This window comes from Mycolicibacterium thermoresistibile, from assembly GCF_900187065.1.
GTDB lineage: Bacteria > Actinomycetota > Actinomycetes > Mycobacteriales > Mycobacteriaceae > Mycobacterium > Mycobacterium thermoresistibile.
On the sequence record NZ_LT906483.1, the window covers coordinates 4,312,640 to 4,337,359 of the forward strand.

General features: G+C 69.4%; 26 protein-coding genes. 13 read left to right on the forward strand and 13 right to left on the reverse strand.

Annotation, left to right across the window (positions count from 1 at the left end):
* Positions 1–9 precede the first annotated feature (9 nt).
* Positions 10–1,194 carry a 3-hydroxy-9,10-secoandrosta-1,3,5(10)-triene-9,17-dione monooxygenase oxygenase subunit gene (hsaA, locus tag CKW28_RS20385; protein WP_040546588.1) on the reverse strand — a complete coding sequence of 395 codons (1,185 nt, stop codon included), beginning with the start codon at positions 1,192–1,194 and terminating at the stop codon, positions 10–12.
* Between the two features lie 147 nt (positions 1,195–1,341).
* Between hsaA and CKW28_RS20390 the strand changes: the two genes are divergently transcribed.
* Both CKW28_RS20390 and CKW28_RS20395 read left to right on the forward strand, forming a co-directional pair.
* Positions 1,342–2,409 carry a ferredoxin--NADP reductase gene (locus tag CKW28_RS20390; RefSeq protein WP_003925043.1) on the forward strand — a complete coding sequence of 356 codons (1,068 nt, stop codon included), beginning with the start codon at positions 1,342–1,344 and terminating at the stop codon, positions 2,407–2,409.
* Positions 2,410–2,445: 36 nt separating this feature from the next.
* Entirely contained in the window at positions 2,446–2,991 is a 546-nt protein-coding gene (locus tag CKW28_RS20395) for a hypothetical protein (protein ID WP_003925044.1), read from the forward strand.
* Positions 2,992–3,015: 24 nt separating this feature from the next.
* Here the strand turns inward: CKW28_RS20395 and CKW28_RS20400 are convergent, their stop codons facing one another.
* From CKW28_RS20400 to CKW28_RS20415, 4 genes are all read right to left on the reverse strand, one after another.
* On the reverse strand, positions 3,016–3,402 hold the full coding sequence (locus CKW28_RS20400) for a hypothetical protein (protein ID WP_003925045.1): 387 nt from the start codon (positions 3,400–3,402) through the stop codon (positions 3,016–3,018).
* Positions 3,403–3,425: 23 nt separating this feature from the next.
* On the reverse strand, positions 3,426–3,779 hold the full coding sequence (locus tag CKW28_RS20405) for a hypothetical protein (RefSeq protein ID WP_234785009.1): 354 nt from the start codon (positions 3,777–3,779) through the stop codon (positions 3,426–3,428).
* A gap of 107 nt (positions 3,780–3,886) precedes the next feature.
* Positions 3,887–5,107 (reverse strand): DUF6973 domain-containing protein, encoded by a 1,221-nt coding sequence (locus tag CKW28_RS23950; RefSeq protein ID WP_003925047.1) that lies wholly within the window; start codon positions 5,105–5,107, stop codon positions 3,887–3,889.
* An 85-nt stretch (positions 5,108–5,192) separates the two neighbouring features.
* Positions 5,193–7,301, reverse strand: coding sequence for an acyl-CoA dehydrogenase family protein (locus tag CKW28_RS20415; RefSeq protein ID WP_040546592.1), 2,109 nt, complete (start codon positions 7,299–7,301; stop codon positions 5,193–5,195).
* A 196-nt stretch (positions 7,302–7,497) separates the two neighbouring features.
* Here CKW28_RS20415 and kstR point away from each other — a divergent pair, with 196 nt between their 5' ends.
* The 5 genes from kstR to bluB all read left to right on the forward strand — a co-directional run bounded on the left by kstR (position 7,498) and on the right by bluB (position 11,661).
* Positions 7,498–8,238, forward strand: coding sequence for a cholesterol catabolism transcriptional regulator KstR (gene kstR / locus CKW28_RS20420; protein ID WP_003925049.1), 741 nt, complete (start codon positions 7,498–7,500; stop codon positions 8,236–8,238).
* A gap of 160 nt (positions 8,239–8,398) precedes the next feature.
* Positions 8,399–9,304, forward strand: coding sequence for a metal ABC transporter solute-binding protein, Zn/Mn family (locus CKW28_RS20425; RefSeq protein ID WP_040546594.1), 906 nt, complete (start codon positions 8,399–8,401; stop codon positions 9,302–9,304).
* Between the two features lie 9 nt (positions 9,305–9,313).
* On the forward strand, positions 9,314–10,132 hold the full coding sequence (locus CKW28_RS20430; RefSeq protein ID WP_003925051.1) for a metal ABC transporter ATP-binding protein: 819 nt from the start codon (positions 9,314–9,316) through the stop codon (positions 10,130–10,132).
* A complete protein-coding gene (locus CKW28_RS20435; protein ID WP_003925052.1) occupies positions 10,125–10,988 on the forward strand; it encodes a metal ABC transporter permease in 864 nt (287 codons plus the stop codon). Before CKW28_RS20430 ends, CKW28_RS20435 begins: the two co-directional genes overlap by 8 nt.
* A 10-nt stretch (positions 10,989–10,998) precedes the next feature.
* A complete protein-coding gene (gene bluB / locus CKW28_RS20440; RefSeq protein ID WP_003925053.1) occupies positions 10,999–11,661 on the forward strand; it encodes a 5,6-dimethylbenzimidazole synthase in 663 nt (220 codons plus the stop codon).
* A gap of 16 nt (positions 11,662–11,677) precedes the next feature.
* On the opposite strand, the gene mspA (CKW28_RS20445) is transcribed toward bluB, so the two are convergent.
* Positions 11,678–12,304, reverse strand: coding sequence for a porin MspA (gene mspA, locus CKW28_RS20445; protein ID WP_003925054.1), 627 nt, complete (start codon positions 12,302–12,304; stop codon positions 11,678–11,680).
* Positions 12,305–12,484: 180 nt separating this feature from the next.
* Positions 12,485–13,102: a porin MspA gene (mspA, locus tag CKW28_RS20450; protein WP_003925055.1), complete on the reverse strand. Its 618-nt coding sequence runs from the start codon at positions 13,100–13,102 to the stop codon at positions 12,485–12,487.
* Positions 13,103–13,346: 244 nt separating this feature from the next.
* Here mspA (CKW28_RS20450) and CKW28_RS20455 point away from each other — a divergent pair, with 244 nt between their 5' ends.
* From CKW28_RS20455 to CKW28_RS20465, 3 genes are read left to right on the forward strand one after another with little or no spacing between them, the layout of a single operon-like run.
* Positions 13,347–14,105 (forward strand): LamB/YcsF family protein, encoded by a 759-nt coding sequence (locus tag CKW28_RS20455; RefSeq protein ID WP_003925056.1) that lies wholly within the window; start codon positions 13,347–13,349, stop codon positions 14,103–14,105.
* The gene (locus CKW28_RS20460) at positions 14,105–15,025 is read left to right on the forward strand and encodes an MBL fold metallo-hydrolase (protein WP_003925057.1); all 921 of its coding nucleotides are present in this window, start codon (positions 14,105–14,107) and stop codon (positions 15,023–15,025) included. The genes CKW28_RS20455 and CKW28_RS20460 overlap by 1 nt, the downstream gene beginning before the upstream one ends.
* The gene (locus tag CKW28_RS20465; protein ID WP_003925058.1) at positions 15,016–16,260 is read left to right on the forward strand and encodes an SLC13 family permease; all 1,245 of its coding nucleotides are present in this window, start codon (positions 15,016–15,018) and stop codon (positions 16,258–16,260) included. Before CKW28_RS20460 ends, CKW28_RS20465 begins: the two co-directional genes overlap by 10 nt.
* Positions 16,261–16,284: 24 nt before the next feature.
* On the opposite strand, the gene rlmB is transcribed toward CKW28_RS20465, so the two are convergent.
* The 4 genes from rlmB to carD are packed head-to-tail and all read right to left on the reverse strand — an operon-like array spanning position 16,285 to position 19,696.
* Positions 16,285–17,229, reverse strand: coding sequence for a 23S rRNA (guanosine(2251)-2'-O)-methyltransferase RlmB (gene rlmB / locus CKW28_RS20470; RefSeq protein WP_003925059.1), 945 nt, complete (start codon positions 17,227–17,229; stop codon positions 16,285–16,287).
* Positions 17,219–18,679, reverse strand: a complete 1,461-nt coding sequence (gene cysS / locus CKW28_RS20475) for a cysteine--tRNA ligase (protein WP_003925060.1) — start codon at positions 18,677–18,679, stop codon at positions 17,219–17,221. Before cysS ends, rlmB begins: the two co-directional genes overlap by 11 nt.
* An 11-nt stretch (positions 18,680–18,690) precedes the next feature.
* Complete coding sequence (gene ispF, locus CKW28_RS20480) at positions 18,691–19,200, reverse strand: 2-C-methyl-D-erythritol 2,4-cyclodiphosphate synthase (RefSeq protein ID WP_003925061.1); 510 nt, start codon at positions 19,198–19,200, stop codon at positions 18,691–18,693.
* A gap of 7 nt (positions 19,201–19,207) precedes the next feature.
* Positions 19,208–19,696 carry an RNA polymerase-binding transcription factor CarD gene (gene carD / locus CKW28_RS20485; RefSeq protein ID WP_003921720.1) on the reverse strand — a complete coding sequence of 163 codons (489 nt, stop codon included), beginning with the start codon at positions 19,694–19,696 and terminating at the stop codon, positions 19,208–19,210.
* 409 nt (positions 19,697–20,105) lie between these two features.
* On the opposite strand from carD, the gene CKW28_RS20490 reads away from it, so the two are divergent.
* The 3 genes from CKW28_RS20490 to disA are packed head-to-tail and all read left to right on the forward strand — an operon-like array spanning position 20,106 to position 23,221.
* Positions 20,106–20,615 carry a copper chaperone PCu(A)C domain-containing protein gene (locus CKW28_RS20490; protein ID WP_003925062.1) on the forward strand — a complete coding sequence of 170 codons (510 nt, stop codon included), beginning with the start codon at positions 20,106–20,108 and terminating at the stop codon, positions 20,613–20,615.
* Positions 20,616–20,670: 55 nt separating this feature from the next.
* Positions 20,671–22,071, forward strand: coding sequence for a DNA repair protein RadA (radA, locus tag CKW28_RS20495; RefSeq protein ID WP_003925063.1), 1,401 nt, complete (start codon positions 20,671–20,673; stop codon positions 22,069–22,071).
* A 31-nt stretch (positions 22,072–22,102) separates the two neighbouring features.
* On the forward strand, positions 22,103–23,221 hold the full coding sequence (disA, locus tag CKW28_RS20500; RefSeq protein WP_003925064.1) for a DNA integrity scanning diadenylate cyclase DisA: 1,119 nt from the start codon (positions 22,103–22,105) through the stop codon (positions 23,219–23,221).
* Between the two features lie 23 nt (positions 23,222–23,244).
* On the opposite strand, the gene CKW28_RS20505 is transcribed toward disA, so the two are convergent.
* The gene (locus CKW28_RS20505; RefSeq protein ID WP_040546599.1) at positions 23,245–24,039 is read right to left on the reverse strand and encodes a hypothetical protein; all 795 of its coding nucleotides are present in this window, start codon (positions 24,037–24,039) and stop codon (positions 23,245–23,247) included.
* A 59-nt stretch (positions 24,040–24,098) separates the two neighbouring features.
* Complete coding sequence (locus CKW28_RS20510) at positions 24,099–24,719, reverse strand: carbonic anhydrase (protein ID WP_003925066.1); 621 nt, start codon at positions 24,717–24,719, stop codon at positions 24,099–24,101.
* Position 24,720: the final 1 nt, after the last annotated feature.

Here is a 24,720-nt window from a genome sequence, read left to right on the forward strand (position 1 = left end):
GGTCCCCGTCTAAACCATCGTGTCCTGGGGCGGCAGGCCGAACTCGTGGTTGCCGAAGATCAGGTAGGCGCGTTCCGGATCGTTGGCGGCGTGCACCCGGCCGGCGTGCGCGTCACGCCAGAACCGCTGGATCGGCGCGGTGTTCTGCAGCGCCGTCGCGCCGGAGGCCTCGAACAGCCGGTCGATCGAGGCGATCGCGCGGCCGGTGGCGCGCACCTGGTCGCGCCGGGCGCGGGCCCGCAGCTCGAACGGGATCTCCTTACCGGCCTTCAGCAGCGCGTACTCGTCGCCGACATTGCCGATCAGCTGCCGCCAGGCGGCGTCGATGTCGCTGGCCGCCTCGGCGATCCGGATCTTGGCGAACGGGTCGTCCTTGGCCTTCTCACCGGCGTAGGCCGCCCGCACCCGCTTGCCCTGATGTTCGACGTGCGCCTGGTAGGCGCCGTAGGCCATCCCGACGATGGGCGCCGAGATGGTGGTGGGATGCACGGTGCCCCAAGGCATCCTGTACACCGGCGCGGTGTTGGTCCGATAGCCGCCGGCGGTGCCGTCGTTCATCGCCTTGTAGGACAGGAACCGGTGCCGGGGCACGAAGACGTCCTTGACGACGATCGTGTTGCTGCCGGTGCCGCGCAGCCCGACCACATGCCAGACATCGTCGATCGTGTAGTCGGTGTTGGGGATCAGGAAGCTGCCGAAGTCGACCGGCCGGCCGTCCTTGATCACCGGCCCGCCGACGAACGTCCAGGTGGCGTGGTCGCATCCGGAGGACCACTGCCAGGCCCCGCTGACCAGGTAGCCGCCGTCCACGACCTGACCGGAACCCATCGGCGCGTAGGAGGACGACACCCGCACCGACGGGTCGTCACCCCAGACGTCCTCCTGGGCCTGCTGGTCGAACAGCGCCAGATGCCAGTTGTGCACCCCGATGATCGAGGCCACCCAGCCGGTGGACCCGCAGGCGCTGGCCAGCCGCCGCACGGCCTCGTAGAACAGGGTGGGATCGCACTGCATACCGCCCCACTGTTCGGGCTGCAGCAGCTTGAAGAACCCGATCTCCTCCAGTTCCTCGACGGTTTCGTCAGGCAGACGGCGCAGTTCCTCGGTCTTGGCGGCCCGTTCCCGCAGTCGCGGCAACAAGTCGTCGATACCGGCCAACACAGCCTGCACATCGCGCTGTTCAATAGACGTCACGGATTGCCTCCCGGGGAGTACGGACCTAGGACTGAGATTAGAACACGTTACGATTCGTGTCGAGAAGCGCGTTCCTGCAGCGGCTAGACCAGCGCAATCGCAATTCTGTAACCTGTTCTAGTTATCGCAGGAAGGAGTGTCGCCGACGTGACCGACGAACCACTCGGGAGCCACGTGCTCGAATTGCAGGTGGCCGAGGTCGTCGAGGAAACCGCGGACGCCCGGTCGCTGGTGTTCACGGTGCCCGACGGCGTCGACATTCCGCCCGAACGCCTGCGCTACGCGCCCGGACAGTTTCTCACCCTACGGGTGCCCAGTGACCGGACCGGTTCGGTGGCACGGTGCTATTCGCTGTGCAGCTCACCGTTCACCGGTGATCCGATGACGGTGACCGTCAAACGCACCGAGGACGGCTATGCGTCCAACTGGTTGTGCGACAACGCGCATCCGGGCATGCGCATCCATGTGCTGGCGCCGTCGGGCACCTTCGTGCCCAAATCGCTGGACGCGGACTTCCTGCTGCTCGCCGCCGGCAGCGGCATCACGCCGATGATGGCGATCTGCAAATCGGCGCTCGCCGAGGGTTCCGGTCAGGTGGTGCTGGTCTACGCCAACCGCGACGAGAACTCGGTCATCTTCAGCGCGGCGCTGCGGGATCTGGCGGCCAAGTATCCCGACCGGCTCACGGTCGTGCACTGGCTGGAGTCGGTGCAGGGTCTGCCGACGGTCGCCGCGCTGACCGGGCTGGTCCGCCCGTACGCCGCCCATGACGCGTTCATCTGCGGTCCCGCACCGTTCATGGCCGCCGCCGAGGAGGCGCTCACCAACGTCGGCGCACCCGCCGACCGCATCCACATCGAGGTCTTCAAATCGCTGGAGTCCGATCCGTTCGCGACGGTCGTCGTCGACTACGACGAAGCCGGCGAGGGCGGCGAGGGTCCGGCCACCGCGATCGTCACCCTCGACGGTCAGACCCATGAGGTCACCTGGCCGCGCAGCGCCAAACTGCTCGACGTGCTGCTCGACAAGGGCCTCGACGCGCCGTTCTCGTGCCGCGAAGGTCACTGCGGCGCATGCGCCGTCGTCAAGAAGAGCGGTGAGGTCGAGATGGAGGTCAACGACGTGCTCGAGCAGTCCGACCTAGACGAGGGTCTGATCCTGGGGTGTCAGGCCCGGCCGCTCTCGGATTCCGTCGAAGTCACCTACGACGAGTAGGCCCCGGCTAGCATTCGGCCCACGAAGGGAGCATCTGTGAGGCAGTTCGCCGGAGTCTGGGCACTGTCGGCGGCCACGTGGTTGACGCTGGCCCTGATCACGCCCGCCGCCCCCGCATCGGCCGCGATCGACACCGCACACGTGTCGTTCCCGGTTCCCGGGGGGAGCGTCGAAGTGCACACCACCGCCAACTGTGTGCTCGCCGAGAACCAGTGCCATTTCACCGCGTCGGCCAACATGCTGACCCCGGACGGCCCGACCGGGTTCCCGCCGGATCTGTGGGCCCGGCAGACCACCACGCTGCGGTCCATGGATCGGTTGAACTATCTGGGCGACACCCATTTCGTCGGGGAGAACACCCGGATGTTCAAGAGCATCGGGCCGATCGAGTTCACCACGATCTATTTCGGCGCCGGCCCGGTGGAGAAGTACCGGCTGTCCGGCACCACCCGCACCGTGCACTGGCAGACCGGGCAGCCCAAGACCGACGCCGACTACATCGTGTGCTCACACATCCAGGTGGTGTACAACGGCGTGAACATCACCACCCCGGACGCCTGCGCGCAGACGACCTACAGCTGAGCTGCCTCACTCAAGACCCTCAGCTCACTCAAAACGAAGGGCTCCGGCGCCCCACGGGACGACGTCCACCTCCGGGCCGTAGCTGAATTCGTCGCCGCGCAGATAATCCCCGGATACGGTGACCGTCTTGACAACTTCACCGTCGAGCTCGAACACCAGCAGACTGCCCGACTGGTGACGGTCGGCGGAGATCACCGGCTGCCCCACGTGTTCCTCGATCACCTCACGGCGGGTGTACTCGTTGAACAGATGTACCTCGTCCCAGTCGAACTCCGTGAGGTCGCGGAGCGGTGCGGACTGCCCGCGATCCTTCAGATCGCCGAGCTTTGTCTCGAGCGGATCGTCGGCGACGATCACACCGCAGCCCTGCACCGCGAGCGCGAGCACGATCACGATCAGCCAGCGCGGCACCCACCGATGACGCCCCAGACCGGTCATTGCAGCCTCAGCGCACCCGCACCCCACGGGACGACCGCCACGTCCGACGTCCAGGTCGGTTTGTCGGCCCGCAGGTAGTCGCCGGTGATGCTGAGCACGTTGACGATCGAGCCGTCCTTCTCGAAAACCAACAGACTGCTCGACGACTCCCAGTACTTGTCCTTCAGTACCGGCGCGCCGACCACCTGCTCGACCCGGTCCCGCGACGCCCCCTCATTGAACAGATGCACTTCATCCCAGTCGAAATCGGTCAGATCCCGCAGCATGGCCGGCTGCCCGCTGTCCAGCACCTCGCCGAGCTCACCGTTGAGTGGGTGACCGAAAGTGATATCCGCCGACGGCCTAATCAAGCCACACCCAACCAATGCGCAGAACAGCACTGCACCGATGAGGACACGAACCAACGCCATGTCTAACTCCTCTCGAAGCGGTCATCTGACCGACCAGCAATCTCTCATCATCCGATCTCGTACCCTCCGTGTGGATTTGGCTGACCAGCGGGAGTCGGTATCTGACCATCGACCGGAGCGCTCCTACTCGAATCGCCGGTCGACTCCGGCGTGATCCGGTCACTCCATTCCAGCCCCTGCCCGTCCGGCCGGACGACCACAGTGTCGCCGTTGCGCACCGCCTGCTCCACGAGGTCGGCAAGCTCATCCTTGGAGGCATCCGGGTTGGCGACCGCTAAGTTGCGGCCCACCTCGTTGTTGAAGAGGTCCATCGCCTCACTGGCGGCATAGTTACGCGGAATCCCCTCGTGCGCGGTGGCGAACTTCTCGGCCCACTCGTCACCGAAGCGCTGTGTCATCAGCGCATTCCAATAGGCATGGCGGAAGGCGTCGTTGTGGTTGTCGATCTCTCTGCCCTCCGGCGGCGGGAAGCGCTTGTTGGCTTCCTCCCTCGCCTGCTCAACGATCTGTTGCATATCACGCTGACCGAACAGACCCAGTTCGTCCATCATGCGACCCTCGGTGGCCGTCATCTCTTTCGAACCGGTCAACATGCCCACCAGCCCGCCGGACTTCCACTCGATGACTCCGTCCGGATCCTCGCCGACCTGGTAATCCCGCATGATCTCCTCGAGCCGGCGGTCCCGTTCCGCTTCGGCCGGGTCCTCATCCTCGTGCTCGGGTTCCTCTCCCGGCGCCTCGCCGGCCGGCTGCTCGGGCAACCCGCCGCCGAACTTCTGCTCGCTCAGTTGCCGGTACTCCTCGCCGATCCGGGTCAACTCGGCGCCGATCTGGCTCAGATCACCGCTGCTGCGCCGGACGATACCGGTGATCTCGCCGAGACCCTGCGCCACGATCGGCCACAGCATCCGCTCGCCGACGGTTCCGGTGGGTAATGCGGCGGCCGCGGTGGTCACCGCCTGACGTATCGACTCGAGGTCGCGCCGACCGGCCGAGACGACCTCGGCAGCGCTGTCGACCTGCGCGCGAAGCCGCACGTCGAGGGCAGCGAGCCCGCCGAGCACCCCGATCATCTCGGAGTTGACCGCTCCGTAGGCATCGGCGGCGGTACCGGTCCAGACGTCCCCCGGCGCTGCGGTTTGCGCCTCGGCCTGCAGCCGGTGGAACAGGGCACTGTGATCGAAGCGCTCACCGGTTCGGGGCGTGCCCTCACCGAAGGTCGCGCGGGCCGCTGACCACGTCGTCAGGAAGGCGGCGAGCGCGCTCACCAGAGCACCAGCCGGGTCATTCGATCATTATCACCGAGCCCACTCAGGCCCCGGTACACGAATTTGACGGCCGAGCGCGGTCAGCTCAGCGTGGCAGGCCGAGCAACCGCTCGCCGGCGAGGGTGAGCAGGATCTGCTCGGTGCCGCCGGCGATCGTCAGGCAGCGGGCGTTGAGGAAGGTGTGCACGGTCGGGTTGTGCACCACGCCGGCGCCGTCGGACAGTTCCATCCGGAACTCGGACAGCTCCTGGCGGTGGCGCACCCCGATCAGCTTGCGGGCACTCGACTCGGCGCCCGGATCCTGCCCGCCGACCGCCTTCTGCGCGATGCGCTGGTCGAGCAGCGAACCGACCTGGGCGGACACGATCAGGCCGCCCAGCCGATCCTGTTCGGCCACATCGAGTTCGAGGTCGGTGACGGTGCGCAGCAACTCCTCCATCGGATTACCCAGCGCCGTGCCCTGGGCCATCGCCACCCGTTCGTTGGCCAGCGTGGTGCGGGCCAGCCGCCAGCCGTCGTTGACCTGCCCGACGACCATCTCGTCGGGTACGAAGACCTCGTCGAAGAACACCTCGTTGAACAGTTCGTCGCCGGTGATCTCGCGCAGCGGGCGGATCTCGATGCCCGGCGACTTCATGTCCACCAGGAAATAGGTGATGCCCTTGTGTTTCGGCGCATCCGGGTCGGTGCGGGCCAGGCACACACCCCAGTCCGCCTTGTGCGCCGCCGAGGTCCACACCTTCTGGCCGGTCAGGCGCCAGCCGCCGTCGACGCGAACCGCCTTGGTGCGCAGCGCGGCCAGGTCCGAACCCGCACCCGGCTCGCTGAACAACTGGCACCATTCCAGCTCGCCGCGCAGGGTCGGCGAGACGAACCGCTCGATCTGCTCGGGGCTGCCGTGCGAGAGGATCGTCGGCACCGCCCACCAACCGATCACCAGGTCCGGCCGCTCCACCCCCGCGGCGGCCAGCTCCTGATCGATCAACAGCTGCTCCGCCGGGGAGGCGTCGCGGCCGTACGGCCTGGGCCAGTGCGGCGCCTGCAGCCCGGCGTCGGCGAGGGCGGCCTGGCGCTTCTCCACCGGCAGGGCGGCGACGTCGGCGACCAGGCTGCGGATCTCCGGCCGCAGATGCTCCACGGACTCCAGATCGATGCGCAGTTCGCGGCGTACCCCCCGCTGAGTCAACGCCGCGACCCGCCGCAGCCACCGCGGCCGGCCGCCCAGGAACTGGGCGATCCCGTATGCCCGCCGCAGGTACAGGTGCGCGTCGTGTTCCCAGGTGATGCCGATGCCGCCGAGCACCTGGATGCAGTCCTTGGAGTTGGCCTGTGCGGCGTCGATCCCGGCGGCGGCCGCGACCGCCGCGGCGATCGACAACTGGTCGTCGTCGTACTCTGCCGCGGCGCGGGCGGCGTCGGCCGCCGCCACCGAGATCTGCTCCGAACGCAGCAGCATCTCGGCGCACATGTGCTTGACCGCCTGGAAGCGGCCGATCGGCTGGCCGAACTGCTCACGCACCTTCGCATACTCGGTGGCGGTGTGCAGCAGCCACCGGCTGATCCCCGCGGCCTCGGCGGCCAGCACGGTGGCCGCCAGATCCTCGAACCGCTGGGACGGGATCGACAGCTGCTGGGCCGCAACCGAATCGAGGGAGACCCGGGCCAGCGGCCGGGAGAAGTCCGTCGCCTCCAGCGGTTCCAGGGTGACACCGTCGGCGGCGGCGTCGACCAGCACCCAGCCCGCCGTCCCGGCCGGCAGCAGCAGCACTCCGGCCGGATCGGCCCCCAGCACATACGGCACGGTGCCCGAGGCCCGTCCGTCCGCGAAGCGCACCTCCCCGCCCAATGCGACCCCGGCCGTCCGCTGCCCGGCGGCGAACGCCTCGAGCAGCTCGGGGTCCGACACCGTCAGGGTGGCCAGCGCCGTGGTCGCGACCGGCCCGGGCACCAACGCGGCCGCGGCCTCGTCGACCATCGCGCACAGGTCGGCGATGGTGCCGCCGGCGCCGCCGTGTTCCTCGGCGACGGCGACGCCGAACGTGCCCAGCTCGGCGAACCCGGCGAACGGGCCGCGCCAGCTGTCCGGGCGCCCACGCTCGACCTCACGCACCGCGGACACCGTCCCGGCGCTCGTTGCCCAGCTACGGACCAGCTCGCGGGCGGCGGACTGCTCATCAGTGGTGGTCGATGACACCGTGGACTCCTAGCGTCGGGACGAGAAGGCGGCGCTTCTCACTAGAACGTGTTCTAATAGTGCCAGCGGGTGGCAGTCAAGTCGATGCCAAGCCAGCTGGACACACCGGTGTTCTCGGGACCACGAAGGTGAGAACAACTCATCGTCATGCGTATCGTTTTCACCGGGCGCGCGAGATGAAGGAGCTTTCCGCCGGATGTCGTCATCAACAGGCACCAACCCCGGGCGCGGGTCGGACTCGACGGGGTCGGAGACCAACGGCGCCGCCGCGACCGGTGCCGGTTCCGGGTCCACCGGGACCAGCCGCACACGTGGGCGCCAGGTGACGAACGTCGCGGTGCTCACCGACTCCGAGCTCGGCTCCGAGGCCCAGCGCGAGCGGCGTAAGCGCATCCTGGACGCCACGCTGGCCATCGCCTCCAAGGGCGGCTACGAGGCCGTCCAGATGCGGGCGGTGGCCGAGCGGGCCGACGTCGCGGTGGGGACGCTGTACCGGTACTTCCCGTCCAAGGTGCACCTTCTGGTGTCGGCGCTGGGCCGGGAGTTCGAGCGCATCGACGCCAAGACCGACCGCTCCACCCTGGTGGGCGACACCCCCTATGAGCGGCTCAACTTCATGGTGAGTCGGCTCAACCGGGCCATGCAGCGCAACCCGCTGCTGACCGAGGCGATGACGCGGGCTTTTGTGTTCGCCGACGCCTCCGCCGCCGGTGAGGTTGATCACGTCGGCCGGCTGATGGACTCGATGTTCGCACGCGCCATGGCCGACGGCGAACCCACCGAGGACCAGTACCACATCGCCCGGGTGATCTCCGACGTCTGGCTGTCCAATCTGCTGGCCTGGCTGACCCGCCGGGCCTCTGCCACCGACGTGAGCAAACGGCTGGAGTTGGCTGTGCGGTTGCTCGTCGGCGACGGCAAGAACCCCAAGGTCTGAGCCCTGCGGGTCGCCGGCCGGACCCCCGGCTCTCCGGCGCCTCCCCACCCTCCGGGCCGTCGCCCGGCTCCGGTGAGCTTTCCCGAACTGTTCGCGGTGCGCGTTTAGTATTACCCTGCGCTACAGTGAATGAAAACCGTTTTCATTAGTTGGGAGAGTGATGCGCGCCCTCTGCGCCGTCGTAGCGGTGAGCGCCGTGGCGTTCGGAAGCGCCGCGTGCGGACAGGACCGAGACGTCCACCAGGAGCACCGGGCTGCGACCGTCGTCGCATCCACCGACGTGTGGGGCAGTGTGGCCGCCACGGTGGCCGGCGACCATGTGCCGGTCACCTCGATCATCTCCGGACCGCAGCACGATCCGCACTCCTATGAGGCGAGCCCCGCCGACGCGGCCGCGCTCACCGACGCCGCACTCGTCGTCTACAACGGCGGCGGATACGACCGGTGGGCCACCGAGGTGCTGGCCGGCCGGCCCGACGTCCGGGTGGTCGACGCGTTCGCGCTGCTGCCCGCCGACGAACCGGCCACCAACGAGCACGTCTTCTACCACCTCGATGTGGCGGCGGCGGTGGCCGAGAACATCGCCGAGGAACTCGCCGAGATCGACCCCGAGCACGCCGACGACTTCCGCGCCAACGCCGCCGAGTTCACCCGGCAGGCCGGCGAGATCGCCGCCACGGCACGGGCCGTCGGCGAGCAGCACCCCGATGCGTCGGTGGTGAGCACCGAACCGGTGGCCTACTACCTGCTCGCCAACGCGGGGATCTCGGACCGCACCCCGGCCGGCTTCGCGGTGGCGGTGGAGGAAGGCGCCGACCCCTCCCCCGCGGACGTCGCCGCGATGCTCGATCTGCTCGAGTCCGGCGAGGTTTCGGCCCTGTTGAGCAACCCGCAGACCGAGACCCCGGCGACCCGTCAGATCGAGGCCGCCGCCGAGCGCGCGTCGGTGCCGGTGGTCTCCGTCACCGAGACGCTGCCGGCCGACACCGACTACCTCACCTGGCAGCGCCGAACCGTCGAGGAACTCGCCGCAACCCTGTCACGACCCGCCCCTGCGCACCGATGATCGAGCCCCGTGAGCAGTGATCCGCACGCCGTCGTCTCGCTGCGCGGCGCCCGGCTGGCCTTCGGCGACCGGGTGCTGTGGGACGGCCTCGATTTGACCGTGCGGGCCGGCGAGTTCATCGCCGTACTCGGCCCCAACGGCACCGGTAAGACCTCGCTGCTCAAGGTGCTGCTCGGTCAGCTGCCGCTGAGCGCCGGTCAGGCCCGGGTGCTCGGACGCCCCGTCGGGGCCGGTAACCGACACGTCGGCTATGTGCCCCAGCACCGTTCGCTGGACTCCGGTCTGACGCTGCGCGGGCGCGATCTGGTCGGGCTGGGGTACGACGGGCACCGCTGGGGCCTGCCGGATCCCCGTGGACGGGACGCCAAACGCACAGCGGTGCGACAGGCGCTGCAACAGGTCAACGCCGACCACCTGGCGGACACCCCGGTCGGGTTGATGTCCGGCGGTGAACTGCAGCGGGTGCGCATCGCGCAGGCCCTGGTCACCGACCCGGAGCTGCTGCTGTGCGACGAACCGCTGCTGAATCTCGACCCCGGCCATGCCCGGCTGGTGGCGGCGCTGATCGACCGGCGCCGCCGCACCGCCGACACCGCGGTCCTGTTCGTCACCCACGAGGTCAACCCGGTGCTGCGGTACGTGGACCGGGTGCTGTACCTGGTCGACGGTCAGTTCCGGATCGGCACCGTCGAAGAGGTCATGACCTCCGAGACGTTGTCGGAGCTGTACGGCGCCGACATCGAGGTGCTGCGGGTCGGTGGCCGCTACGTCGTGGTCGGCGAACATCTCGACCATTCCGGACACATGAGCGGACATCTTCATGAATGAGCGCCTCACCGAGTTGTTCCGCAATCTGTTCGCATTCGATGTGACCGCGGATCTGCTGGGCCGTTCCTTCGTCCAACAGGCCCTGCTCGCCGCGGCGCTGCTGGCCCTGGTGGCCGGCCTCATCGGACCGTTCATCGTGATGCGGCAGATGTCGTTCGCGGTCCACGGCTCGAGCGAGTTGTCGTTGACCGGGGCGGCGTTCGCGCTGCTCGCCGGTTTCAACGTGGGCGTCGGCGCGCTGATCGGCTGCGCACTGGCTGCGGTGCTGTTCGGTGTCCTGGGACAGCGTGCCCGCGAACGGGATTCGGCGATCGGGGTGGTGCTCGCATTCGGCCTGGGTCTGGCGGTGCTGTTCATCCACCTCTACCCCGGCCGGGCCGGAACCAGTTTCGCCCTGCTCACCGGGCAGATCGTCGGGGTGAGTTACACCGGGCTGGCCATGCTGGTGGCGGTCACCGTCGCCGTCGTCGCGGTGCTGGCCGTCAGCTATCGGCCGCTGCTGTTCGCCACCGTCGACCCGGAAGTGGCCGCCGGCCGCGGTGTTCCGGTGCGGGCGCTGGGGATCGTGTTCGCGGCACTGGTCGGCGTGGTGGCCGCCCAGGGTGTGCAGATCGTGGGTGCGCTGCTGGTGATGTCACTGCTGATCACCCCGGCGGCCGCCGCGGTGCGGGTGTTCGTCTCCCCGGCCGCGACCATCGCCGCATCGGTGCTCTTCGCCGCGGTGTCCGCGGTCGGCGGGATCATCCTGTCGTTGGCGCCCGGGGTTCCGGTGTCGGTGTTCGTCACCGCCATCTCGTTCGCGATCTACGTGATCTGTTGGGTGATCGGTCGATACCGTCACACCTCGGCGGCCTAAGCTGGACTCGGTGACCGAGCATGCGTTCAGCCCCGCCGATCGACGGGCCGTGTACCGAGCCATCCACACTCGCCGGGACATGCGCCGATTCATCCCCGGCACAACGATTTCCGACGATGTGCTGAAGCGGTTGATGCACGCCGCCCACGCCGCTCCCAATGTGGGCCTGATGCAACCGTGGCGGTTCATCCGGATCACCGATCCGGACCTGCGGCGCGCCATCCACCGACTGGTCGATGAGGAACGCCATCACACCGCAGCGGCACTGGGCCCGCGCGGTGAGGAGTTCCTGGCACTGAAGGTGGAGGGCATCCTCGAGTGCGCGGAGCTGCTCGTGGTCGCGCTGGGGGACGATCGTGAACGCCACATCTTCGGCCGCCGCACCATGCCCGACATGGACCTGGCGTCGGTGTCGTGCGCCATCCAGAACCTCTGGCTGGCCGCCCGCGCCGAAGGTCTGGGCATGGGTTGGGTGTCGTTGTTCGAACCGCGGCGGCTGGCGACCCTGCTCGACATACCGGCCGACGCCGAACCCGTCGCGGTGCTGTGCCTGGGTCCGGTGCCGGACTTTCCGGACCGTCCGGAACTCGAGATCGAGAACTGGACGGTGGGCCGTCCCCTCGACGAGTTCGTCTCGGAGAACGGCTGGACCGACTCGGGAGCCCGGGCCTAGCGAACGGCTGCCGGGGCTAGTTCATGTTCCAGGGTTCGCCGTAGGTGGTGACGCTGTCGCCGGTGGAGGCGATCAGCCGGGCGAACGGCCGCAGCAGCACCCCGCCGGCCGCACCGGTGACGGTGCCGTGGGCGTTGGACACCGCGACCCCGCCCTCGGGGCCGGCCACGTCGACGGAGAACGTGGCGACCTCCTGGATGCCGGGACCGTTGCCCAGATCCGCCGAGATCGACACCCCCGGGAACAGGTTCGGGGTGATCACCGAGTCCAGCCCGAACGGCGGGCCGGTGATGTCGCCGCCGTCGATGAGGATGTTGGGGGTGGTGTAGCTGAAGTTGATGCCCACGCCCAGCGACCACGGGAACCCGATCTGATAGCCCAGTTCCAGGGTGCCCTCGAAGTCCTCGGCGCCGGGTCCCTCGACGCGGTACTTGGCGCGGCCGGAGTGGAACCACTCCCGGGTCAGCCGGTTGCGGTCCAGCGGAAACACCCCGTTGAGGAAGGTGTCCCACTGCTGCACCGTCAGCGTCCGGTCCTGCCCGTCGACCAGCGACAGCTCATTGTCCAGGCCCGCATGGGCGACGGGCGCTGCCAGAAACAGCCCGCTGACCGCCAGGACAACGGCCATCAAGATTCGACCCATGAGCGTGCGCACTCCCCTTCGACGTGCACCGGACCCGTCTGGTGGGCATTCGGCCCGATGATGCTATCCCGGCACGTTCGGCTTCCGCATGGCTACGACCGCGGACGAAACGGCCTCTCCATGAATAACAGAAGTGACAATCGTTTTCAATAACGATCGTCACCGCCGTGACTCACCGCGTCAGTTCATGTTCCAGGGTTCGCCGTAGGTGGTGACGCTGTCGCCGGTGGAGGCGATCAACCGGGCGAACGGCCGCAACAGCACCCCACCGGCCGCACCGGTGACGGTGCCGTGGGCATTGGACACCGCCACCTTGCCGGACGGACCGGCCACGTCGACGGAGAACGTGGCGACCTCCTGGATGCCCGGACCGTTGCCGAGATCCGCCGAGATCGACACGCCCGGAAACAGGTTCGGGGTGATCACCGAGTCCAGCCCGAACGGCGGACCGGTGATGTCGGCTTCATCGAGCAGGATGTTGGGGGTGGTGTAGCTGAAGTTGACCCCCACGCCCAGCGACCACGGGAACCCGATCTGATAGCCCAGTTCCAGGGTGCCCTCGAACTCCTCGGCCCCCGGGCCCTCGACCAGGTACTGGGCCTTGCCCGAATGGAACCACTCCCGGGTCAACCGGTTGCGGTCCAGTGGGGCCACACCGTTGAGGAAGGTGTCCCACTGCTGGATCGTCAGTTTCCGGTTCTGTTCGTCGATCATCGACAGCTCGTCGTCGAGTCCGGCGTGCGCCGCCGGCACCGCCGTGAACAGCCCCGCGACAGCGAGCACGACGGCGATCAACATCCGAGTCATGACTGGCGGTTCTCCTTCGGGGGTTGACGAGCCAGGGCCCAGTCCTCAATGCGCCCGCCGATGCTATCCCGACAAGGCCCTGCGCGCAGTACAAGTTGGCTCCGTTCGCGGCCCGGGCGGGCGGTGAGCGGACCGCATCACCACCCGATTACCGGACGGTATGCGGTAAGCCACCCGGGGGTCACCCGGCGTTCGCCTGCCGGCGCCGGTGTGAGCACCACATAGGCTTGGCTGCGTGCCGACCGTTGACCTCAACGCCGACCTCGGGGAGAGCTTCGGAGTGTGGCGACTCGGTGACGATGAAGCCATGCTCGACGTGATCACCAGTGCCAACGTCGCATGCGGTTTTCATGCCGGCGACCCGGCCGGGCTGATCACCACCTGCCGGGCGGCCGCCGAACGGGGTGTGCGCATCGGCGCGCAGGTCAGCTACCGCGACCTGGCCGGCTTCGGCCGCCGCTTCGTCGACGCCGACCCGCGCGACCTCACCGCCGACGTCATCTATCAGATCGGTGCGCTGCAGGCCATCGCCAAGGCCGCGGGAACCCGGGTGTCCTATGTGAAACCACATGGCGCGCTCTATCACTCGCTGCTGAGCAACCATGCGCAGGCGCGTGCGGTGGCCGAGGCGGTCCACACCGTCGATCCCGAGCTGCCGGTATTGAGCCTGTACGGGTCGGTGTTCTTCGCCGAAGCACACCGCCTGGGGCTGCGCACCGTGCCGGAGGCGTTCGCCGACCGCGCCTACCGACCCGACGGCAAACTGCTGGACCGCAAGCTGCGCGGCGCCCTGCTGCACGACGAAGCCGAGATCGCCGAACGGGTGGCGATGATGGTGACCACCGGACGCGTCGTCGCCGTGGACGGTTCGACGATCCCGATCACCGTGGAGTCGATCTGCGTGCACGGGGACACCGCCGGTGCGGTGGCGATCGCCTACGCCGTCCGGGACCGGCTGCGCCGTGAAGGCGTCGAACTGGCGGCGTTCACCTGATGCGGATCCGTCCCGGCCGACCGTCGCTGACGCCGTACGCCCACCGCTTCGACGTGCCCGCCGCCGCGGCGACGTCGAGGCTGACGGTGACCTGGGCGGGGGTCACCACCCTGCTGATCGACGACGGGAAGTCGGCCCTGCTGACCGACGGGTTCTTCTCCCGGCCCGCCCTCGCCACCGTCGCACTGCGGCGGCTCGAGCCGGACACCGCCCGCATCGAGGGTTCTCTGGCCCGGTTGCGCCTGCACCGGCTGGCCGCGGTGATACCCGTGCACACCCACTACGACCATGTGCTCGATTCGCCGGCGGTCGCCGACCGCACCGGGGCGGTGCTGATCGGTGGGGCCTCGGCCGCCCAGGTCGGCCGCGGCGCCGGTCTGCCCGACGACCGCATCGTCGTCGCCGCCGACGGTGCGTCGGTCTCGGCGGGCAGTTTCGACATCACGCTGATCGACACCGGTCACTGTCCGCCGGACCGGTTTCCCGGCACCATCGACGCGCCCGTCGCCCCGCCGGCCCGGGTGTCGGCATACCGGTGCGGCGAAGCGTGGTCGCTGCTGGTCGGGCACCGCCCGTCCGGCCGGCGCCTGCTGATCGTGGGCAGCGCCGGCTTCCGGCGCGGCGCGCTCGCCGGACAGCACGCCGAGGTCGCCTACCTCGGCGTCGGACAGTTGGGGCTGCAGCCCGAGCGCTATCTGGTCGACTACTGGACCGAGACGGTGCGCACGGTCGGCGCCCGCCGCGTCGTGCTGACCCACTGGGACGACTTCTTCCGCCCGCTGCACAGACCCGTGCGGGCCCTGCCGTACGCCGCCGACGACCTCGACTTCTCGATGCGGGTGCTGGGCGGGCTCGCGGAAACGGACGGAATCCCACTGCACCTGCCCACCGTGTGGCAGCGCACCGACCCATGGCGGTGACGGTCGCCTCGGCCGCGCTGATCGCGGTCCTGGTGTCCGCGCTGACGCGGCCGCGGGGCTGGCCGGAAGCCGTCGTCGCGGTGCCGGCGGCCGCGCTGGTGGTGCTCACCGGGGCGATAGCGCTGCCCGACGCGCTCGCCGTGGCCGACCGGCTGTTACCGGTGGTCGGCTTCCTGGCGGCGGTGCTGGTGCTGGCGCGGCTGTGCGACGACGAGGGGCTGTTCCGTGCGGCCGGTGCGGCGATGGCGCGGGTCAGCTCCGGCAACCCCGTCCGCCTGCTGGCGATGGTGTTCGTCGTCGCCGCGGCGACCACCGCGATCCTGAGCCTGGACGCGACCGCCGTGCTGCTGACGCCGGTGGTGCTGGCCACCGCCCGGCGGCTGGGGGTCGCACCGCGGCCGCACGCCTACGCCACCGCTCATCTGGCCAACAGCGCGTCGCTGCTGTTGCCGGTGTCGAACCTGACCAACCTGCTGGCGTTCGGCGTCTGCGGGCTGTCGTTCACCCGGTTCACCGCGCTCATGACGCTGCCCTGGCTGGCCGCCATCGCCTGCGAGTTCGTGCTGCTGCGCCGGTTGTTCCGCGCCGACCTGTCCCCGGCGCCGTCCACCGGGGACCGGCCGGCGGAACCGGTGGGTGTGCCGGTCTTCGTGCTCACCGTCCTCGGCCTCACGCTGACCGGCTTCGCGGTCACCTCGTGGCTGGGAATCGCTCCGGCCTGGGCCGCACTGGCCGGAGCGCTCGTGCTCGGTGTGCACGGCCTGGCGAGGGGCCGCACCACCGCCGAGGGTGTGCTGTCCGCGGCCAATCTGCCGTTCCTGGCGTTCGTGGTGTGCCTCGGCATCGTGGTGGAGGCCGTGCGGACCGCCGGCCTGGACGGTGCGCTGGCGGCGGTCCTGCCCGATCCCGGGTCGCTGTGGGGACTGCTCGGCATCGCGGCCGCCGCCGCGGTGCTGGCCAACGCCGTCAACAATCTGCCGGCGGTTCTGGCGTTACTGCCGCTGGTGTCGGCGGCCGGCCCCGCGGCGGTGCTCGCGGTGCTGATCGGGGTGAACATCGGCCCCAACCTCAGCTACCTGGGATCGCTGTCGAATCTGTTGTGGCGCAACGCGGTGCAGCCCGACATCCCGGCCGGATTCGGCGAGTTCTCCCGGATCGGGCTGATGACCGCACCGCTGACGCTGGTGGCGTCGGTACTGGCGTTGTGGGTCAGCCTGCAGCTGTTCGGCACCTGAACGCCCGCACGGGATCCCGCGCAGTCAGCGTCGGCGCTGGCGGGCGATGTCGGCCAGCACCACACCGGCGGCCACCGAGGCGTTCAGCGATTCGGCCGGGCCCGCCATCGGAATCGACACCACCAGGTCACAGTTCTCCCGCACCAGCCGCGAGAGCCCCTTGCCCTCCGAACCGACCACGACGACCAGCGGTGTGGTGCCGTCGAGCTCGTCGAGCGTGGTGTCCCCGCCGGCATCCAGGCCGACGATCATCAGCCCGGCGTCCGCCCAGTTCTTCAACGTGCGGTTCAGATTCGTCGCGCGGGCCACCGGGACCCGCGCCGCGGCGCCGGCACTGGTCCGCCACGCCACCGCCGTCACCGAGGCCGACCGCCGCTGCGGGATCACCACGCCGTGCCCGGCGAACGCCGCCACCGAGCGCACGATCGCACCCAGGTTGCGCGGGTCGGAGATGTTGTCCAACGCCACCAGCAACGCCGGCTCGGTGTCGGTCGTCGCCCGCTCCAGCAGGTCGTCGGGATGCGCGTACTGGTACGGCGGCACCTGCAACGCGATGCCCTGATGCAGCCCGTTGGCGCTGATCCGGTCCAGATCGTGGCGGGGCACCTCCAGGATGGAGATCCCGGCGTCGGCGGCCAGCCGGACCGCCTCGGTCAACCGCTCATCGGCCTCGGTGCCCAGGGCGACGTACAGCGCGGTGGCCGGGACCTCGGCACGCAGACACTCGACGACCGGGTTGCGTCCCAGCACGATCTCGGTCTCGTCCTTCTGCGCGGCGGCGCGGCGCTGCTTCGCCTTCGCCGCCTGCGCGGCCCGCTTGGCCGCCGGATGGTTGGGCCGCATGTGGGCGGGTGGGGTGGCGCCACGCCCCTCCAGGCCGCGCCGGCGCACCCCGCCGGACCCGACCGTCGGCCCCTTCTTGGTGCCGGGTTTGCGGACCGCGCCGCGGCGGCGGGAGTTACCGGCCATCGCCGTCCCCGCTGCGGGTCGTGGCCTCCGTCGCCGTGACATCCAGCAGCGACCATTGCGGGCCGTCGGGGGTGTCTGTGACCTCGATACCGGCCTCCTTGAGCCGGTCGCGGATGGTGTCGGCCTGCGCCCAGTCCCGTCTGGCCCGGGCCTCCTCGCGCTCCTCGAGCGCCCAGCGCACCAGCACATCCAGCGCGGCCAGCGCCGCGGAGGACTCCCGGTCCGTCTCCCACCGCTCGTCGAGCGGATCGCAGCCGAGGATGCCCATCATCGCCCGGATGGATCGGGCGTGTTCCAGCGCCGACTCGTGATCGCCCGCGTTGAGCGCCCGGTTGCCCTCCGCGCGGGCGTGGTGCACCTCGGCCAGCGCGATCGGCACCGACAGGTCGTCGTCGAGCGCGGCGGCGAACTTCGGGGTCCACTCGCCGGGTTCCACCCCGCCGACCCGGATCCGCACCCGGTGCAGGAAGTCCTCGATACCGCGGTAGGCCTTGGCGGCGTCCTGCAGGGCGGTCTCGGAGAACTCCAGCATCGAGCGGTAGTGGGCGCTGCCCAGGTAGTAGCGCAGTTCGGCGGCGCGCACCCGCTCCAGCACGGCCGGGATCGCCAGCACATTGCCCAGCGACTTGCTCATCTTCTCGCCGCCCATGGTGACCCAGCCGTTGTGCAGCCAGTACTGCGCGAACCCGTCGCCAGCGGCGCGGCTCTGCGCGATCTCGTTCTCGTGGTGCGGGAAAACCAGATCCATTCCCCCGCAGTGGATGTCGAACTCCGAGCCCAGATAGGTGTGCGCCATCGCCGAGCACTCCAGATGCCAGCCGGGACGGCCCCGGCCCCACGGCGTCGGCCAGGACGGCTCACCGGGTTTGGCCGACTTCCACAGGGTGAAGTCACGCTGATCTCGTTTGCCGGTCGCCACCCCCTCGCCCTGATGGACGTCCTCGATGCGGTGCCCGGACAGCCGGCCGTACTCCGGGAAGCTCAGCACGTCGAAGTAGACGTCGCCGTCGCCGTCCGGGTTGGCGCGGTAGGCGTGGCCCTTCTCCAGCAGCCGTTCGATCAACTCGACCATCTGGGTGATGTGGCCGGTGGCCCGCGGCTCGGCCGACGGGGGCAGGACCCCGAGCGCGTCGTAGGCGGCGGTGAACGCCCGTTCGTAGGTGGCGGCCCACTCCCACCACGGCCGGCCGGCCTCGGCGGCCTTGGCCAGGATCTTGTCGTCGATGTCGGTGACGTTGCGGATGAACGCGACGTCGTAGCCCTTGGCCATCAGCCAGCGCCGCAGCACGTCGAAGGCGACCCCGCTGCGCACATGGCCGATGTGGGGCAATCCCTGGACGGTCGCGCCGCACAGGTAGATCGAGACATGACCGGCCCGGACGGGCACGAATTCACGCACGGCACCGGCCATGGTGTCATGCAGTCGCAGGCCGGCAGGGCTGTTGGTCACGACGTGCCAGCTTACCGGCCCACGGCCGGGCGGTTCTCACCCCCGACCGCCCCACCGACCAGCAGGGCCGTCGCGATCGCCGCGAGCCCCTCCCCGCGTCCGGTCAGACCGAGTCCGTCGGTGGTGGTGGCGGACACCGAAACGGGAGCCCCGAGCAGTTCGGTGAGCAGCCGCTGCGCCTCGGCACGCCGCGGCCCGACCTTGGGCCGGTTACCGATGACCTGGACCGCGGCGTTGCCGATCCGGAAACCTTCGGCCTCCACCAGGCCCCGCACGTGCCGGAGCATGTCGGCACCGGTCACCCCCTGCCATTCGGGGCGACCGGTGCCGAACACCTCACCGAGATCGCCGAGCCCCGCCGCACTCAACAGTGCGTCACACAGGGCATGCGCGGCGACATCCCCATCGGAATGACCCGCGCAGCCGTCGACCCCGTCGAACAGGAGCCCCAGCAGCCAGCACGGCCTACCGGGCTCGATCGGGTGGACATCGGTGCCGAGCCCGACCCGCGGGATCGACATCACCTGATCAGGATGCGGCGGCAAGAACCTCGTCGAGGATCGTCTCCGCCTTCGCGTCGTCGGTGTTCTCCGCCAACGCCAGCTCACCCACCAGGATCTGCCGGGCCTTGGCCAGCATCCGCTTCTCGCCGGCCGACAGGCCGCGCTCCTGGTCCCGACGCCACAGATCGCGGACCACCTCGGCGACCTTGTTCACGTCGCCGGAAGCCAACTTCTCGAGGTTGGCCTTGTAACGCCGCGACCAGTTCGTCGGCTCCTCGGTGTGCGGCGCCCGCAGCACCTGGAAGACTTTGTCGAGGCCTTCCTGCCCGACCACATCGCGCACGCCGACGTACTCAGCATTCTCGGCGGGCACTCGAACGGTGAGATCCCCCTGGGCGACCTTCAAGACGAGATACTCTTTCTGCTCGCCTTTGATGGTTCGGGTTTCGATCGCCTCGATCAACGCAGCACCGTGATGTGGATAGACAACGGTGTCTCCGACCTTAAAAATCATCAGTTTCGAGCCCCTTTCACCCCTTGATTCTAACACGGGGCCAACCGGCGTGCGGATCAACTGTGCAGGTCAGGGGCTATACCGGCGAAGATCGGGGGTTGACAGAACGGGCAATCCGTGCAATGCCGGAACACCGCCGCGGTGTTCTGCAGGTCACGTCGCGGGCGGGCTGTGACACCGGAGAGCACCGTTAAACCCTTGGCACAGTCGGCATGCGGGCCACCACGCGCCCGGTGGCCCGGCGCCGCGCGCGGGTTGCCGGGGACCTCCGCTACCGTCGCCATCCGCCACCTACTACTGTGCATAGTCGAATCACGGCGACCCAACCGTGACCGTCCTATCGTCGCCGTAAGCGTCGGCCGAGCAGGAGGCTTCCGTGAACCGCAGCAGAAGGCGCACTTGGTCCGTCATGTCACTGGCCGCCTGCGGGCTGGCCGCCACCGTGGCGCTGACCGGATGCAGCTCCGGGCAGATATCCCAGATGGCCACCCAGGAGCCCGCGGTCAACGGCACCCTGGCAGAAGTCGGTGACATCGCGCTGCGCAACATCCATCTGCAGGCCGAGCAGAGCGGTGACTTCATCGAGCCGGGCACCGACGTGCAGCTGATCTTCGTGGCCGCCACCGAGAACCCCCTCACCGAGGACAAGCTGGTCTCGATCACCTCCGAGGTGGGCACCGTCACGCTGACCGGCGACACCACCCTGCCGCGCGGCGGGATGCTGGTGGTCGGCACCCCCGCCGGCCAGGCCGAGGCGCTGGAGGACATCGAGGCGGCCGAGGTCGCCGAGGCCGAGGTGACGCTGTCCGAGCCGATCGCCAACGGTCTGCTCTACGACTTCACCTTCACGTTCGAGAAGGCCGGCGAGACCACCGTCTCGGTGCCGGTGTCGGCCGGCGACGCACCCCGCCGCAACTGACGCCCGCCGGGTGACCTCCGCCGATTCTGTCGGTCCCGCCGGATAGCGTCACGGCGTGGCCAGGCCAGGATCGAAGACGCGCCCGCAGTACCGCTGCTCGGAGTGCCACCACGTCACCGCCAAATGGGTCGGACGCTGCCCCGAATGCGGCACCTGGGGCACCGTCGACGAGATCGCCGGGCCCGTCGGGGGTGCCAACGGCAGGCACCGGGCGGTCGCGCCGGCCTCCCCGGCCGTGCCCATCAGTTCCATCGATCCCGGCACCACCCGCCACTTCCCCACCGGGGTGACCGAACTCGACCGGGTGCTGGGCGGCGGCCTGGTGCCGGGTTCGGTGACGCTGCTGGCCGGCGATCCGGGCGTCGGGAAGTCCACGCTGCTGCTGGAGGTCGCGCACCGGTGGGCGCGGGCGGGCCGGCGCGCACTGTATCTGTCCGGTGAGGAGTCCGCCGGTCAGATCCGGCTGCGGGCCGAACGCACCGGCTGCACCCATGATGAGGTGTTCCTGGCCGCCGAGTCGGATCTGCAGACCGCCTTGGGGCACATCGACGCCGTGCAACCCAGCCTGGTGGTCGTCGACTCGGTGCAGACGATGTCGACCACCGAGGCAGACGGGGTCACCGGCGGGGTCACCCAGGTGCGTGCCGTCACCACGGCGCTGACCTCATACGCCAAGGCCTCCGCTGCACCGGGGGTGGCGATGCTGCTGGTCGGCCATGTCACCAAGGACGGGGCGATCGCCGGTCCCCGTTCGCTGGAACATCTCGTCGACGTGGTGTTGCACTTCGAGGGGGACCGGACCACCGCGCTGCGGATGGTCCGCGGCGTCAAGAACCGGTTCGGCGCGGCCGACGAGGTGGGCTGCTTCCTGTTGCACGACAGCGGCATCGAATGCGTCGTCGACCCGTCCGGCCTGTTCCTCGATCAGCGTCCGGCGCCGGTGTCCGGTACCGCCGTCACCGTGACCCTGGACGGCAAGCGGCCGCTGATCGGCGAAGTGCAGGCACTGATCGGCGCCCCGGCCACCGGCACCCCGCGGCGCGCGGTCAGCGGTATCGATTCCGCGCGGGCCGCCATGATCACCGCGGTGCTGGAGAAACGGGCCCGGTTGCCGGTCGGCAGCAACGACATCTACCTGTCCACCGTCGGCGGCATGCGGCTGACCGACTCGTCCTCGGATCTGGCGGTCGCGTTGGCGATCGCCTCGGCCTACACCGATCTGCCGCTGCCCACCACCGCGGTCGCGATCGGTGAAGTCGGTCTGGCCGGGGACCTGCGCCGCGTCACCGGGATGGACCGGCGGCTCGCCGAGGCGGCCCGGTTGGGTTTCGGCACCGCGGTGATACCGCCCGGGGTGACGTCGGTGCCCCGGGGTCTGCGGGCGATCACCGCCGACAACATCACCGCGGCATTGCGGGTGTTGCGCGACATCGCGGACAATGGCGGCCGACAATAGCCGCGCCGGAAGCACCGACTCGGGAGGGCGGATGGCCGTCACATCGGGCAAACGCGCCGGCCGCACCGTGGTGTCCCTGGCGAGGCCGACCATGCGGGAGACGCTGGGGCGACTCGCACCCGGCACACCGCTGCGCGACGGGCTGGAACGCATCCTGCGCGGCCGCACCGGCGCGCTGATCGTGCTCGGCTACGACGACAGCGTCGAGGCCATCTGCGACGGCGGCTTCCCCCTCGACGTCCGCTACGCCCCGACCCGGCTGCGCGAGCTGTCGAAGATGGACGGCGCGATCGTGCTGTCCAGCGACGGATCCCGGATCCTGCGCGCCAATGTGCAGTTGGTGCCCGACCCGTCGATCCCCACCGACGAGTCCGGCACCCGGCACCGGTCGGCCGAGCGGACGGCGATCCAGACCGGCTATCCGGTGATCTCGGTGAGCCACTCGATGAGCATCGTGACGGTCTACGTCGCCGGAGAGCGGCACGTGATGCCCGATTCGGCGACCATCCTGTCGCGGGCCAACCAGACGATCGCCACGCTGGAGCGGTACAAGACCCGCCTCGACGAGGTGCTGCGGCAACTCTCGGCGGCCGAGATCGAGGACTTCGTGACCCTGCGCGATGTGATGACGGTGGTGCAGCGGTTGGAGATGGTCCGCCGGATCAGCCTCGAGATCGACGCCGATGTGGTCGAACTCGGCACCGACGGCCGACAGGTGAAGCTGCAGCTCGAGGAGCTCGTCGGGGACAACGACACCGCCCGCGAATTGATCGTGCGCGACTACCACGCCAACCCGGATCCGCCCGACGCCGCGCAGATCGCCGCCACCCTCGACGACCTCGACTCGCTCAGCGACAACGAGTTGTTGGACTTCACGGTGCTGGCGGCCGTCTTCGGCTATCCGTCCACCCCGGAGGCCCAGGATTCGGCGGTCAGTTCCCGGGGGTACCGCGCCATGGCGGGCATTCCGCGACTCCAGTTCGCCCACGTCGAGCTGCTGGTGCGGTCATTCGGGTCGCTGCAGGATCTGTTGGCCGCCAGCGCCGCCGACCTGCAGTCGGTGGAGGGCATCGGCTCGATGTGGGCGCGACACATCCGCGAAGGGTTGTCACAGCTGGCCGAGTCGACGATCGCCGACCGGCTGGCCTGACCGGTGTCGGCTCGGCCGGCGGCTCAGTTCGTCCCGGCTGCCGCCGGCTGCTCCTGCTGTTGCGGCGCCGGGCCGGGGGCGGGGCCATGACCCACCGGCGCGGCTTCGGACAGGATGAACGGCACCGGTGAGGACCGCAGATTGCCCAGCTGCACCACCAGGTTGTAGGTGCCCGGACCGATCGGCTCGCGCGGCAAGGGGCAGTTCGGCGCGGAACCCATACCGGTCCAGGTCACCTCGGTGGTCACCTGCTCACCGGGATTGAAGGTCTTGACCAGTGTCTCGTTCGACGGCGCGCAGTCCAGGTTGGACCACAGCCGGGTGTTGTCCAGCGAGTACACGTAGGCCGCCAGCACGGCCGCCCCGACGTCCCGCTTGCAGGCCACCAGGCCGATGTTGGTGACGACCATGGTGAACTTGGGCTGATCGCCGACGACGTACTCGGGCTGACTGGTGATGCCCTTGACCGCCAGCGTGGAGTCCGGGCAGTCGTCGCCCTCCCGTAGCACCGGCGGCGGCGTCACCGCCGCGGTCGGGGTGGGTGTGGGCGGCGGCGCCTCCTGCGGCGGCGGTTGGATCGGGGTCTTGACCTCGGGATCCGAGCCTGGCAGCGGGGTGGGACCGGCCTCGGCCTCCTCGGTGGCCGCGGGCTGCTCGGCGTTGGCGGCCTCGGTCTCGGCGTCCGGCCCGCCGCTGACCATCATGGCGACCACCGCGACGATGATGCCGATCACCACAACCGCGATACCCAGGGCCAGCGCTCTACGCCGCCAGTAAATCTGCGCGGGGAGCGGGCCTTGCGGTTCTAGATCGAGCACGTCCTCACAGTAAGGGCAGGTCACGCGCAGTCATGTGACCCGCCTCGGCGTGTCGCGCCTCAGGCTTCGCCGATATCGCCCAGGTATTCGCGCAACTGGGCCCGGCCGTCGGCCAGATGGTAGGTGACGCCGGCGATCGCCACATCGCCCGCGGCCACCCGCTCGGCGATCACGGTGGAACGATTACGCAGCTGATAGGTGGTTTCGTTGACGTGCCGCTCCTCGAACTCGTCCACCCGGGTCAGCCCGTCCCGACGCCCGAGCAGGATCGACGGGGTCACCCGCTCGACCACGTCGCGCACGTATCCGCCGGGCACCACACCCTCGTCGAGCGCCTCCAGCGTCGCCTTGACCGCACCGCAGCTGTCGTGGCCCAGCACCACGATCAGCGGGACCTCGAGCACGGTGACCGCGTACTCGACCGAACCCAGCACCGCGGCGTCGATGACATGCCCGGCGGTGCGCACCACGAACATGTCGCCCAGACCCTGGTCGAAGATGATCTCGGCGGCGACCCGGCTGTCCGCGCACCCGAACACCACGGCGGTCGGACCCTGTTCGTCGGTCAGCGTGGCGCGGTGCTCGATGCTCTGGCTGGGATGCAGCGGCTTACCTGCGACGAAGCGCTCGTTACCCTCCTTGAGTGCTTTCCACGCGGTTACCGGGCTGGTGTTGGGCATG